General features: G+C 60.0%; 12 protein-coding genes. 6 read left to right on the plus strand and 6 right to left on the minus strand.

Annotation, left to right across the window (positions count from 1 at the left end; genetic code table 11):
• Positions 1 to 825, plus strand: a complete 825-nt coding sequence (locus tag JWU58_RS22815; protein ID WP_206421026.1) for an SDR family oxidoreductase — start codon at positions 1 to 3, stop codon at positions 823 to 825.
• 62 nt (positions 826 to 887) lie between these two features.
• On the opposite strand, the gene JWU58_RS22820 is transcribed toward JWU58_RS22815, so the two are convergent.
• From JWU58_RS22820 to JWU58_RS22840, 5 genes are all read right to left on the minus strand, one after another.
• On the minus strand, positions 888 to 1,625 hold the full coding sequence (locus tag JWU58_RS22820; RefSeq protein WP_206421027.1) for a hypothetical protein: 738 nt from the start codon (positions 1,623 to 1,625) through the stop codon (positions 888 to 890).
• 246 nt (positions 1,626 to 1,871) lie between these two features.
• A complete protein-coding gene (locus JWU58_RS22825) occupies positions 1,872 to 2,729 on the minus strand; it encodes an efflux RND transporter periplasmic adaptor subunit (protein ID WP_016771610.1) in 858 nt (285 codons plus the stop codon).
• Between the two features lie 10 nt (positions 2,730 to 2,739).
• Entirely contained in the window at positions 2,740 to 2,940 is a 201-nt protein-coding gene (locus JWU58_RS22830) for a DUF1656 domain-containing protein (protein ID WP_206421028.1), read from the minus strand.
• On the minus strand, positions 2,930 to 5,122 hold the full coding sequence (locus JWU58_RS22835; RefSeq protein WP_206421029.1) for an FUSC family protein: 2,193 nt from the start codon (positions 5,120 to 5,122) through the stop codon (positions 2,930 to 2,932). Before JWU58_RS22835 ends, JWU58_RS22830 begins: the two co-directional genes overlap by 11 nt.
• A 139-nt stretch (positions 5,123 to 5,261) precedes the next feature.
• Complete coding sequence (locus JWU58_RS22840) at positions 5,262 to 6,761, minus strand: efflux transporter outer membrane subunit (RefSeq protein WP_206421030.1); 1,500 nt, start codon at positions 6,759 to 6,761, stop codon at positions 5,262 to 5,264.
• 275 nt (positions 6,762 to 7,036) lie between these two features.
• Between JWU58_RS22840 and JWU58_RS22845 the strand changes: the two genes are divergently transcribed.
• From JWU58_RS22845 to JWU58_RS22860, 4 genes are all read left to right on the plus strand, one after another.
• On the plus strand, positions 7,037 to 8,005 hold the full coding sequence (locus JWU58_RS22845) for a LysR family transcriptional regulator (protein ID WP_024011667.1): 969 nt from the start codon (positions 7,037 to 7,039) through the stop codon (positions 8,003 to 8,005).
• Positions 8,006 to 8,418: 413 nt separating this feature from the next.
• Entirely contained in the window at positions 8,419 to 8,793 is a 375-nt protein-coding gene (locus tag JWU58_RS22850) for a DUF6124 family protein (RefSeq protein ID WP_123443464.1), read from the plus strand.
• Positions 8,794 to 9,498: 705 nt separating this feature from the next.
• Positions 9,499 to 10,473, plus strand: coding sequence for a 2-hydroxyacid dehydrogenase (locus tag JWU58_RS22855; RefSeq protein ID WP_122610794.1), 975 nt, complete (start codon positions 9,499 to 9,501; stop codon positions 10,471 to 10,473).
• 140 nt (positions 10,474 to 10,613) lie between these two features.
• A complete protein-coding gene (locus tag JWU58_RS22860) occupies positions 10,614 to 11,123 on the plus strand; it encodes a DUF2165 domain-containing protein (protein WP_130901471.1) in 510 nt (169 codons plus the stop codon).
• 18 nt (positions 11,124 to 11,141) lie between these two features.
• Here the strand turns inward: JWU58_RS22860 and JWU58_RS22865 are convergent, their stop codons facing one another.
• Entirely contained in the window at positions 11,142 to 12,044 is a 903-nt protein-coding gene (locus JWU58_RS22865; RefSeq protein ID WP_206421031.1) for a DMT family transporter, read from the minus strand.
• 140 nt (positions 12,045 to 12,184) lie between these two features.
• Here JWU58_RS22865 and JWU58_RS22870 point away from each other — a divergent pair, with 140 nt between their 5' ends.
• Complete coding sequence (locus JWU58_RS22870) at positions 12,185 to 13,060, plus strand: helix-turn-helix domain-containing protein (protein ID WP_123443462.1); 876 nt, start codon at positions 12,185 to 12,187, stop codon at positions 13,058 to 13,060.
• Positions 13,061 to 13,082: the final 22 nt, after the last annotated feature.

Here is a 13,082-nt window from a genome sequence, read left to right on the forward strand (position 1 = left end):
ATGCCCGTTGCGTTGATTACCGGTTGTTCCAGCGGCATCGGCCGCGCCTTGGCCGACGCGTTCAAAGCGGCCGGCTACGAAGTCTGGGCCAGTGCGCGCAAGACTGAAGACGTCGCTGCGCTCAGCGCCGCCGGTTTCACCGCGATTCAGTTGGACGTCAATGATGGCGCCGCGCTTGAGCAACTCGCCGAGCGTCTGAACCAGGAACACGGCGGCCTCGATGTGTTGATCAACAACGCCGGTTACGGCGCGATGGGGCCGCTGCTCGATGGCGGCGTGCAGGCGATGCAGCGCCAGTTCGAAACCAATGTGTTTTCGATTGTCGGCGTCACCCGCGCGTTGTTTCCGCTGCTGCGTCGGGCCAAGGGGCTGGTGGTGAATATCGGCAGCGTGTCAGGTGTGCTGGTCACGCCATTTGCCGGCGCCTACTGCGCTTCGAAAGCGGCGGTGCACGCATTGAGCGATGCCTTGCGCATGGAACTGGCACCGTTTGGCATTCGTGTGATGGAGGTCCAGCCCGGCGCCATCGAATCGAGCTTTGCGAAGAATGCGGGACATGAAGCCGAGCAATTGATCAGCGAGCAATCGCCGTGGTTTCCATTGCGTGAAGGCATTCGTGCACGGGCCAAGGCGTCCCAAGATAAACCGACGCCAGCGGCTGAGTTTGCTGCTGAGCTGTTGAAAGCGGTGCGGCAGAGCAAGCCGCCTCGGCTGGTGCGCATCGGCAACGGCAGCCGGGCCTTGCCGTTGTTGGCTGCGCTACTGCCTAAAGGGTTGCTGGAATCGACGTTGATGAAGCGTTTCGGGTTGCACCTGAAATTCTGATCCAGAGGTTTGAGCTCGCCAGCGGCGAGCTCAAACCATCACGACCTAGTAACTGCGGAGCATCAACGCGGAACGGCCGTCAGATTGGGCAGGGATTCAAACGCTGGAGATTGTCCCTTTGCCGCGGGGTATAACAACTGGATGGAGACTGCGACTTCCTTGCCCGGGATTAACACATACCGGTCACCCGGTGGCGTAGCCAATTCGACAATCCCTTCTTTTGCATCATGCACTACATCAAGCCACGGATTGGCATAAATGCTCGTTCCCGTCGGTAAACCCGCACTTGAAAACTTCCATTGGGCAATCGATTGATCACAGGCTTTAACCATAACGTCATAACTGTAGATCCAGCCGCCGGTCACAGTGTCCTGCCATTTTGCAGCAAATACCTGACGGGTTGAAATCGCCTGCTTTCCATCTGGCTGGACGAGTACAGGAAAGTATCCTTCCTCATAACTGGGCTGATAATAAACTATGCCGAATATCTCGGAAATCTTTGAAGAGTCCATGTTTACAGGTGTTGTAAACGTCAGCGTGCGCCGCGGATTCCACCCTTCAAGTTGATCTTCGGTAATGGTCAAAGTACTGATCTTCAAATCTTCTGAATAGCTCATCTGTGCTCCGCTGGAAGGCATCGAAGCGTGCAGGAAAGCCGCACCGTCGCGGGCCCGAAACTGTAAACGTGAGCCAACGGGAGGTGGCGTACCATCGGTCAACATTGTAAAACTTAAAGTCACCGGTTCACCGCTGACTATATGACTGATGTAATCGTCCATTCTGATACTAATCAGTTCCATAATTTAACATTCCTTTCTAAAAGCAAAAATATGCCGAGGCCTGAATGCAATCGGCAAAAACTTATATCAATGGGGTCGTGCCATATTCATGGCGACAGGAAAACACTAACACAATAATGAGTTAAGAAATCGAAGCACAACAGCAACTTACAATTAACCAAATCTTCAAAAAAGAAAAAACCAAACAAACAAAACATAGCCGAGGAGTAAAAATCGCGAGAACCCTGACTTTCTCGCGACATACTGTTAGTTCAGGCCGTCAACTATGACCGTGCAAGTAATCCCCGCCGCCAGCAACACGCCCGCCGGCACCTCATCAATGTGAATCCTTACCGGCACCCGCTGAGCCAACCGCACCCAGTTGAACGTCGGGTTCACATCGGCAATCAGCTCGCGGCTTTCCGGGTTGTCGCGGTCGTAGATGCCGCGGGAAATGCTTTCGACATGGCCCTTGAGCACCTCGCCGCTCATCAACTGCATATCGGCTTTGTCACCCACTTTGACGTGCGGCAGTTTGGTCTCTTCGAAAAATCCGTAAACCCAGAACGAGTTCATGTCGACCACGGCCATCTTCGCCTCGCCAATGCGCGCGTAGTCGCCGCGATGCACATTGAGGTTGGTCACGTAACCGTCGACCGCCGCGCGCACTTCGGTGCGTTTCAGGTTGAGTTCGGCGGCTTCCAATTGCGCCTGGGCGTGTTGGTAATCGGCCAGCGCGGCGTCAGCGATGTTGCTGGCGTCGTCGCGGTTCTCTTTGGAGATCACCAGATTGTCGAGGTCGGCGCGGCGATGGGCGTTGACCTTGCGCATTTCCCAGGTCGACTTGCGCGAGGCGACCAACGACTGCGCCTGCTTGACCGCGATGCGATAGTGCTCGGGGTCGATGCGCATCAGCAGATCGCCCTTCTTCACCAACTGGTTGTCACGCACCGGCACTTCGACCACTTCGCCGGTGACGTCGGCGGCGACGTTGATGATGTCGGCACGCACGCGACCATCGCGGGTCCACGGCGTGTTCATGTAGTGCTCCCACAACGTGCGGCCGATCCACAGCGCCAGGGCCAACACCAGCAGGGTCGCGAGCAGGCTGAAAAACTTTTTCATCAAGATGTTCTCAACGGTAAACAGTCAGCGCCATGGCGCCGAACAGACAGGTAAACAGGCTCAGACGCAGCAGCGCCGGGTGCCAGAAAAAACGGTACAGGTCGAACCCCGAGAGGATGCGGTCAACTGCCCAGGCCAGTCCCGCAGCAATGAAAAACATCAGGGTCATGGTCGGCATGTACACGCCGTGGAAGGCGATTTCACGAGGCATGGGCGAATCCTTCGGGCCTGGCAGAAGCGAATTCGGCGAGGGGTGATTGCGGGTCGAGCAGCGAGGTGCGGATGAAGTGCAGGTAGCTTTTCACCCGGCGCAACGCCGAGGTATCGAAGTGCGGCGCGAACGGCTCGTCGGTGGCGGCGACGCGGCTGATCGCGTGATCGACCGCCACCAGTGCGCGTTCGAGATTGCTCGCGTTCGGCTGCAAGAACAGCCGCACCAACGCACGCCCCATCACGCGGATTGCCTGACGCCACGGCTGCGATTCGGCATACGCCGGATGCACGGGCAGGATCGCCTGTTCCTTGCGCAATTCGATGATCGCGTGGCCGACTTCGAGCACCACGAACATCCAGCGCAGCAGGCTTTTTTGCACTTTCGGTTGCCCTGCCGCGAGGCCATAGGCCTGATGCAGCAGATCGCGGGTGCGGCTCTCGAAACGCGAGGCCAGACCCTTGAGTTTGCCGCTGATCGCGTAGACCACTTGGCCACGCAAGTCCTGCTCCAGGCGCTGCCACAGCCAGCGACTGTTCGGCGGCAGAATGATCGCCCCCGCTGCGGCACAGACGAGCATGCCCATGACCATGGCGATGTAGTCGTTGATGAAGGTGTAGGGGTTGTAAATCGTGAGATTGTCCGGCACTGAACCGGTGCTGAAAAAGATCAACAACCCGAGGCCGACACCGGCGTATTGCGGTCGTGAAGCGAGGAACGAACCGAGCACGATCACCGGCGCGAGCATCACGCAGAGCAAGGGGAAACCGTCGATCAGCGGGAAGATGAAAAACATCTCGACGAAGCCGATCAGTGCGCCGAGAAACGTGCCGCAGGCCATTTGAAAGGCCATGCGTTTGGGGTTCGGTGTGGCGGCGGAAAGGCCGACGGTGGCGGCGGCGATCAGAGTCATGGTCGCCCCGCTCGGCCACGCGGTGGCAACCCAGTAACTGCCCAGCACAACCAGGATGAACGAGGCACGAATCCCCGACGCGGCCGCCGCCCACCAGTTGGTTTGCGGGGTGAACGGCTCGTCCCAGCGCTCACGTTCGTGGCGGTGCTCGGCCAAGGACGCGTGGGTCTGTGCATAGCTGTGCAGGTCATCGACGAAGCGGTAGAGCAATTCGTAGGCGGTGTGGAAATCCAGTTGTTCGGCTTCGCTCGGACCGGTGTCCTGAAAGATCCCGCGCAGGGTTCGGACACGTGCCGGCAGCCCTTCCTTGTAGCTGGCCAATGCGGTCGTCAAACGTGCCGCATCGGGGCTGGTCAGGGCGCGACCGCTGAAGCCGTCGAGCACTTCGGCGAGGTCCTGCAAGCCCGGTTTGATCGCCGCCACGACATGCTCTTCGCCATTGCCGCGCAGGCGTTCAAGCAACTGATGCAAGGCGTTGAAGCGCGTGGTGATGCCCATGAACTCGCTGTTCAAACGACTCAGACGACCGTTGCGCCGGCGCATGTGCGGGTCTTCGAACACGGTCACACTGCGCAGCCCTTCCAGGCCGACGGCTTCGGCAATGAAGCGCACGTTGCTGGCTTCGAACGCCTCGGCTTTGCTCCGCCCGCGCAAGCCGTCGGTGACGAACAGGGCGAACACACCGAAGCGCTGATACAAGGCATTGCGCATCGCCGCGCTGGCGGTCTGCGGCAGAATCGCCGCGCTGATCAGCGTCGAACAGAGAATCCCCAGCGAGATCTCCAGCACCCGCCACACCGCCGCCATAAAGGCGCCGTCCGGGTGCGCCAGCGCCGGCAGACCGACCATCGCTGCGGTGTAACCGGCGAGAACAAAACCATACGCGCGAAAGTTGCGGCAACGTGCGGCACCGGCCGAGCAGATGCCGACCCAGATCGCCAGCGAGCCGAGAAACAATTCGGTGTTCTGCGCAAACAAAGCGATCAGCGTGACCATCATCGCCGATCCGGCCAGTGTGCCGAGCAAGCGATAGAAACTCTTGGCGACCACCTGACCGCTCTGCGGCTGCATGACGATAAACACCGTGATCATCGCCGTACGCGGTTGCGGTAGTTCCAGCCGCATCGCCAGCCACAGGGTGAGAAACGCGGCGAGCAACACCTTGAAGATATACACCCAGGTCACGCCATCGCTGCGGGCCCAGTCGAAGAAACCGCGGCGCCATTCCAGGGAGTGGAGCCAGCGTAGAGGGGCGGGCAAGGAGGTCATTGAAAATACTCACGCATGCAATGCGGACTCGAAACCTGTGGGAGCGAGCCTGCTCGCGAAAACGCAGTCTCAGGCAACATGTTCATTGACTGATACGCCCTCTTCGCGAGCAGGCTCGCTCCCACAATGGATGCTGTGTTCAACGCAGCAGCGCCGGGGTTTTCGGGGCTTGGGTCTGCTCGGCTGTCGGTACGTCATCACCCGCACCGAGGCCACCCCCCAAGGCAGTCACCAGCTCGGCATGCGCACTCAACCGCGCCGCCTGGACCTGCTGCTGCACTTGCTGCTGTTTGAACAGCAAGGTCTGCGCATTCAGCACATTGAGGTAATCGGTGAGGCCGCGTTGGTAGGCGATCATCGCGATGTCGTAAGTCTTCTGCGCGGCAGCCACGGATTCGGCGGCGAAGTCCTGCTGCTTGTCCATCGACTCGCGGCGGATCAACTGATCGGAAATGTTCTTCAGCGCGTTGATCAGGGTCTGGTTGTAGTGCGCCACGGCGATGTCATAACCGGCCGCCGCTTCGCCCAATTCGCCACGCAGTCGACCGCCGTCGAAGATCGGCAACGAGATCGCCGGGCCAAGGTTGTAGTTGAGTTTCTTGCCGGTCAGAAACTCCAGCGCGCCGCCACCCGTGGCCATGTAGCCGAGGCTGCCGACCAGATCGACGTTGGGGTAGAAACCGCCGTGGGCGACATCGATGCCGCGCGCCTGCGCCGCCACTTGCCAGCGACTGGCGACCACGTCCGGACGCTGGCCGAGCAGTTCGGCGGGCAATGCCGAGGGCAACTTCAACGGTGCCGCGAGGGACAGCGTCGGCCGTTGCAGTTGCGCAGCGGCGCCCGGGCCTTTACCGGCCAGCGCAGCAATCTGGTTGCGGCTCAGGGCAATTTCCTCGTCCAGCGCATCGAGTTGGCGATGGGTTTCCGGCAACGGCGTTTCGGCTTGGCTGACTTCGAAATGCGTGCCGATGCCACCGCTCAAACGCTTCTGCGCCAGATCGAGAATCTGCTGTTGCTGTTTGAGCATTGCGGCAACGATTTCGCGCTGGGCGTAATGCAGCGACAGCTCGATGTAGGCGCGGACGATGTTGTTCTGCAGTTCCAGTTGCGCCAGGCGCGCCTCGGCCACACTCACATGGGCCAGATCCACCGCGCGTTCACTGGCATTGCGCTCGCGGCCCCAGAGGTCGAAGGCGTAACTGAAGCCGAGCGCGGCGTTGTTGTCCCATGTGGTGGTATTGGCCAGTTCGCCGGGGCCGTAGAACTGATCGGTCGGCCAGTTGTGGCGCTTGAGGGTCGACTCGCCATTGATCTGCAACGCCTCGGCCGCTTCGGCAACACCGGCCATGGCCTTGGCCTGACGCACCCGCGCAGCGGCCATGGCCATGCTCGGGCTGCCTTGCACGGCGAGGTCGATCCAGCGATCAAGTTGCGCGTCACCAAACGCCTGCCACCATTGGGCGCTGGGCCAGTGGGCGTCTTTGGCGGCCTCGGCAATGGCCGCGTCGGTGGCCAGTGAATCGGCCGCGAGCGCCTCGCCGTGAGGGGCAATGCCTTGGGTAGAGATGCAGCCGCCGAGAGCCAGGGTTAAAGCCAGAACACTGAGCGGCAAAAGCGCTCTGTTGATGCGACGCGGCACAGCTGCGAATTCCTGAGAGAGGGATAGATCGAGGACCGTGCAGGAGCTGCCGCAGGCTGCGATTTTTGATCTTGCTTCCCTTAAAACAAAATCAAAAGACCGCAGCCTTCGGCAGCGCCGGCACAGGATCGGCGCAATTCTATGGAGCTGCCTCTGCGGCGATAAGCTGGGATTTCTGTGAATCTTTGTTACGGTTAACGAGATAATCCCTTGGTCGGGGGTCTCAGCCCCTGAAACTTCGTGTCACAATTTGCCATCTCCCTTGAGAGCACCCCATGGACACTTTGCAAAACATGCGCGCCTTCAGTTGTGTTGCCGAAGCGGGCAGCTTCACCGCCGCCGCCGTGCAACTGGACACCACCACCGCCAACGTCTCGCGCGCGGTCTCCAACCTCGAGGCCCACCTGCAAACCCGCCTGCTCAATCGCACGACCCGGCGCATCGCCCTGACCGAGGCCGGCAAACGCTACCTGCTGCGCTGCGAACAGATCCTCGCCTACGTCGAAGAAGCCGAAGCGGAAGCCAGCGACGCCCACGCACGCCCCGCCGGCCAGCTGAAAGTGCACACCATGACCGGCATCGGCCAGCACTTCGTCATCGACGCCATCGCCCGCTACCGCAAGACCCACCCCGACGTGACCTTCGACCTGACCCTGGCCAACCGCGTGCCGGACCTGCTCGACGAGGGCTACGACGTGTCCATCGTGCTGGCCAGCGAACTGCCCGATTCCGGCTTCGTCTCGCAACGCCTGGGCATCACCTACAGCATCGTCTGCGCCTCGCCGGCCTACGTAAAAGCCAACGGCGCCGCACAAAAACCCAGCGACCTGCTAAACCATGCCTGCCTGCGCCTGGTCAGCCCGGTGATCCCCTTGGAAAAATGGGCCTTCGACGGCCCGGACGGCCAGGAAACGGTCACCATCAACAGCTCGCCATTCCTGGTGAACTCCGCCGACGCCATGAAAACCGCCATCACCAGCGGCATGGGCGTCGGCGTGCTACCGGTCTACGCCGCCATCGAAGGCCTGCGCAACGGCACCCTGGTGCGCGTGATGCCCAACTACCGCTCGCAGGAACTCAACCTCTACGCGATCTATCCGTCGCGGCAGTACCTGGATGCGAAGATCAAAACCTGGGTGGAATATTTGCGCGGATCGTTGCCGGAGATATTGGCGGCGCATCAGGCGGAACTGGTTGCGTATGAGTTGAGCGGGAGTCTGGCTGGCGCGCGCGTCGCCACCTGACTTTAAACACCGCTGACTTCGTGTAGGAGTTGACGAGTGCAACGAGGCTGCGATCTTTTGATTTTGCTGTTTAAAAATCAACGGATCGCAGCCTGCGGCAACTCCTACATCGCGGTGTTTTCAAGGAACTTTCCGACAGGGTTTGCAGGTTGTCCGTCGGACGTGCGCTGGCTAGGATCTGGCGGTTGCTGACGAATCAGCGACCGGGTCTGGAAAACCCGCAGGATCACAGCGCATGACATAATGCCGCGCTCTTTCAGCGCCGGTATTCAGTTATGGCGGCTGTACGTGGGAGACCTTCGGGTCTGCCGGGTTTGATCCTTTGCCGGTTTTTCCAGTCCGCGTACAGCTGCCACCCCTTTCGCCTGGAAAACGAAAAATGGCAGCTCCATTAATCCAAAAGGATCTTTGCCATGTTCAAACCCACACCCAATCCCCCCGAATCCGCAAGCACCTCACCCTACGAATCCCCCGACTCAACGAAACTCCACGACGCCGCCGAGCGTGCGCTGGATCACTACCTCAAACCGGCCACCACCGCGCAGCAAAGCCACAAACCCAGCACCATGTTCCAGGTCGCCCCGGACCAGGACAACGAAAGCCTGCTGGCCCACGCCTGCGAATCCCTCGCCTCGGCGAGCATCATGAGCAGCGACATCGCCGCCCACGTCGACAGCCCACAGCGGCACACCATACTGGCCATCCAGCAGGTGATCATGCTGGCGGAACTGGCGGTGAACCGGGTGCTGGATAACTATGAAATCCATCAGCCCCCCTCACGCAGCTGACCTCCCGGGAGCGAGCCCGACCGCGAGGGCTTCGGCACATTCAACATTCGAGGTGTCAGATAAACCGCTTTCGCGAGCAGGCTCGCTCCCACAGTTTGAATCGAGTACATCAGCGAGAAACAGGTCGGCTGTCAGGCCGCCTTCGCTGGCAAGCCAGCTCCCACAGTTTGAATCGAGTACATCAGCGAGAAACAGGTCGACTGTCAGGCCGCCATTGCGAGCAGGCTCGCTCCCACAAAAGCAAAAACAAAAGTAAAGGCAAAGCAGCGCAGCTGCCCGCGGCGAAGCCGCCTCACTCAACAATGAGCGCAAGCTCGAGTGCTCTTGATCTTGATCCACCGGCGACGTCGGAAGGCTGAGCGGAGGGATTGATCCGGGCGTGGGAGCGCAGCGACCGTCTGGCGCAGCCAGACACAGCGGAAGGAGGTGCAGCGAAGCAAACCGTAGCCGCTGCGCCCGGATCAGTCCCGGAGCGAAGGGACCCGAGCCTGCGAGGGCCGAACGTAGGAGCAAGCCTTTTGGGTTACCTTTTTGGCGTTTGAAAAAGGTGACCCGCCGTAAGGGCGGAACCGTAATCAGCAACACCCGAAGCAACGGATATTCACCCAAAACCCCAAGAACCTGGTCGGCCCAGAGGCCGCCAAGACAACCCGAGCGAGAAAATGTTAGCGTGCTTGCAATCAAGCCCCGACGAGCCCAAGCCCAATGAAAAAAACAGTCCTGGCCTTCAGCCGCATCACCCCGCCCATGATCGAACGCCTGCAAGAAGAATTCGACGTCATCGTCCCCAACCCCAAGACCGGTGACATCAACGCCCAGTTCAACGAAGCCCTGCCCCACGCCCACGGCCTCATCGGCGTCGGCCGCAAACTCGGCCGCGCACAACTGGAAACCGCGACAAAACTCGAAGTGGTTTCGAGCGTCTCGGTCGGCTACGACAACTACGACCTCGACTACTTCAACGAACGCGGGATCATGCTCACCAACACCCCCGACGTGCTCACCGAAAGCACCGCCGACCTCGCTTTCGCCCTGATCATGAGCAGCGCCCGCCGCGTCGCCGAACTCGACGCCTGGACCAAGGCCGGGCAATGGCAGGCCAGCGTCGGCGCCCCGCTGTTCGGCACTGATGTGCACGGCAAGACCCTCGGCATCGTCGGCATGGGCAACATTGGCGCCGCCGTCGCCCGGCGCGGACGCTTCGGCTTCAACATGCCGATCATCTACAGCGGCAACAGCCGCAAGACCGAACTGGAACAGGAGCTCGGCGCACAGTTCCGCAGCCTCGATGAGCTGCTGGCCGAAGCCGATTTCGTTTGCCTAGTGGTGCCACTGAGCGACAAGACCCGCCACCTGATCAGCCATCGCGAACTGGCGCTGATGAAGCCGAGCGCGATCCTGGTCAACATCTCGCGCGGCCCGGTGGTCGACGAACCGGCACTGATCGAAGCCCTGCAAAACAACCGCATCCGTGGCGCCGGGCTGGACGTCTATGAAAAAGAACCGCTGGCCGAATCGCCGCTGTTCCAGTTGAAAAACGCCGTGACCCTGCCGCACATCGGCTCGGCCACCACCGAGACCCGTGAAGCCATGGCCAACCGCGCCCTGGCCAACCTGCGCAGCGCCCTCCTCGGCGAACGGCCGCAGGATCTGGTCAACCCGCAGGTCTGGCGCGGCTGAAAAAAAAGGCCGGCGCAACATTGCGCCGGCCTTCACCTTACATAACTTGCAACCGAACAAAAACGCCGGACCCAGTAACTGCCATATAAGCTCTCGCAAATTATCAACTCATTGATTATTTGCTATGGAGAGCTGATCCCGTGAACACCCTGACCACCGACAAACTCATTCGTTACAGCAAAGTCATCTTGATGGCTTATATAAGTTTCTTTGGCTTGCTGGTGATGATTCATAACTTCACCGACTACGAGTCCAACTACACTTACGTTGCACATATCCTGAGCATGGACACCACCAACGCCAGTGAAAACATCATGTACCGCGCGATCGATTCGCCGATGATCCATCACCGGATCTACTGGTTCATCATCACCATGGAAGTCACCTATACCGTGCTTTGCCTGATCGGTACTTACCAGTTGTATCGCCACATCGATGCATCGCCAGCGGCATTCCATGAAGCCAAGAAGTTTTCGATCATGGGCATGTTGGTCGCCATTTTCATTTATTACGTTTGTCTACAAACTGTAGGTGTCGAGTGGTTCGACATGGACACTTCGCTATCATGGAATGCCAAGGACTGGGCAAGGCATATTGTCGACTTCATCTTCCCGGTGATGATCTACATCACTTTGAAAGTTGAGCGCTGAGTATCAGCGCTCGCTTTATCAAGCCAACTTCCCTTGACCCGCAGACAACAGCACTTTCGGTTTACGAAACACCAGCACGTTGCCCAGCATCACCAGCACCAGCCCGACCAGCGCCGGTGCGGTCCATTGATAACCTTCGGCAAACGCCGACACGTTCAGGGCCACCACCGGGAACAGCACCGTGCAGTAAGCCGCCCGCTCCGGGCCCATGCGCCCGACCAGCGTCAGGTACGCGGTGAAGCCGATCACCGAGCCGGGAATCACTAGATACAACAGTGCCCCGACGTAACGCGGCGACCAATCCATGTCGAAGGGTATGCCCTTGATCAGACACCACACCGTCAGCATCGCCGCGCCGTAGGCCATGCCCCAGGCGTTGGTGGTCAGCGGTCGCAATCCCGCTTTCTGTTGCAGACTCGAGAGCATATTGCCGGCGGAAAAACACAAGGTGCCGCATAACGCCAATCCAAGGCCGAGCAGGGTTTGCGGGCTGGCTTGATGCCCGGCCAGTTCCGGCCAGAACAACAGCCCCAGACCCGACAGCCCCAACGCACCGCCCAGCAACACATTGCGCGCAATGCGCTGGCCGAAGAACACCCGCGCATTCAAGGCGTTCCACAACGTTGCCGTAGAAAACACCACCGCCACCAGCCCGCTGGGAATCCACTGGCTGGCCGTCAGAAAGCACATGAAGTTCACACAGAACAGACATAACCCTTGAGCCACACAAATCAAATGCCCACCGCGGTTCATCGGTTGCAGGCGTCGGCTGAGCAGCAACACCGCAAACAGCACCAACGCGGCGAGGCCGAAGCGATAGACAATCGACACCGGGATTTCGACCACGCCCAATTGCCATTTCAAGGCAATCCAGGTGGTGCCCCAGATCAGCACGGTCAGCAGGTACAACGACAGGTTCATGGCCAACACTCCTTAAACAGGCCTTGAGTGTCTGCCTCGGGCAGCCTGCGACGCTTGCACAATCTTGCGCTTTTGTCTGGCGGCAGGCTGGCAGGGCGGCGTCTACGGAGTAGGATGCAAGGCGTTGGAGAGAACCGAACATGGCCGCTATCGATACCCTGCAAGTCTTTCAAGCCCTCAACCGCTCGCCGAATGCACGCCTTGTGCACAGCGCCGAGCTCGGTGACGGCATGTCTGCGGCCTTGTGGACCAACCACCACGATGCCCAGGAATACGAAGCGCCAAGTCATCACACGCTTTCGTGCTACGTTGCCGGCGGCACCGGCACATTCCGTCGTGGCCAGCCGGGCCGCAAGGGCGGGCCGGACAAGCTGTGCATCCTGCCGGCCGATCATGAATCGGGCTGGGTGATCAATGGCGATATCCGTCTGGCGCACCTGTATTTCAGCGCCGAACAATTCGCCCTCGGTTGCGTCACGTTGCTCGATCGCGAACCGCGCGAGATGCAGTTGCGCGAGCAGACCTTTCTCGAAGATCCGCAGCAGGCGCAGCGCTTCCGGCAATTGCTGAATCTGAACTGGCAAGAGCCGGCCGAGCGCTTGCTGACCAGCAGCCTCGCCCATGAATTGATCAGCCACACCTTGCTCAGCCAGGTCGGTGCGCGACCGGGCTTGCGCTTGAAGGGCGGACTGGCACCGCATCAGCGCCGACAACTGGTGGAGTTCATCGACGATCAGTTGAGCGAAGCCATCAGCCTCGGGCAACTGGCCGGGCTGTGCGCGCTGTCGGAATATCACTTTGCGCGGATGTTTCGCCTGAGCTTCGGCCTGCCGCCGCATCAATATGTGCTGGCGCGGCGCTTGAGCCGGGCGCGGGAATTGTTGCGCGGCACGGCGTTGCCGCTGGGCGAAATTGCGCTGGCGTGCGGGTTTGCCAGTGCCAGCCATTTCACTAATCGGTTCAGGCAGGTTTTGGGTGGGACGCCGGGCGAGTATCGGCAGGCGTTTTTGCGTTAGAAGGTCAAAAGATCGCAGCCTT

This window comes from Pseudomonas atacamensis, assembly GCF_017167965.1.
Taxonomy (GTDB): Bacteria; Pseudomonadota; Gammaproteobacteria; order Pseudomonadales; family Pseudomonadaceae; genus Aquipseudomonas; species Aquipseudomonas atacamensis.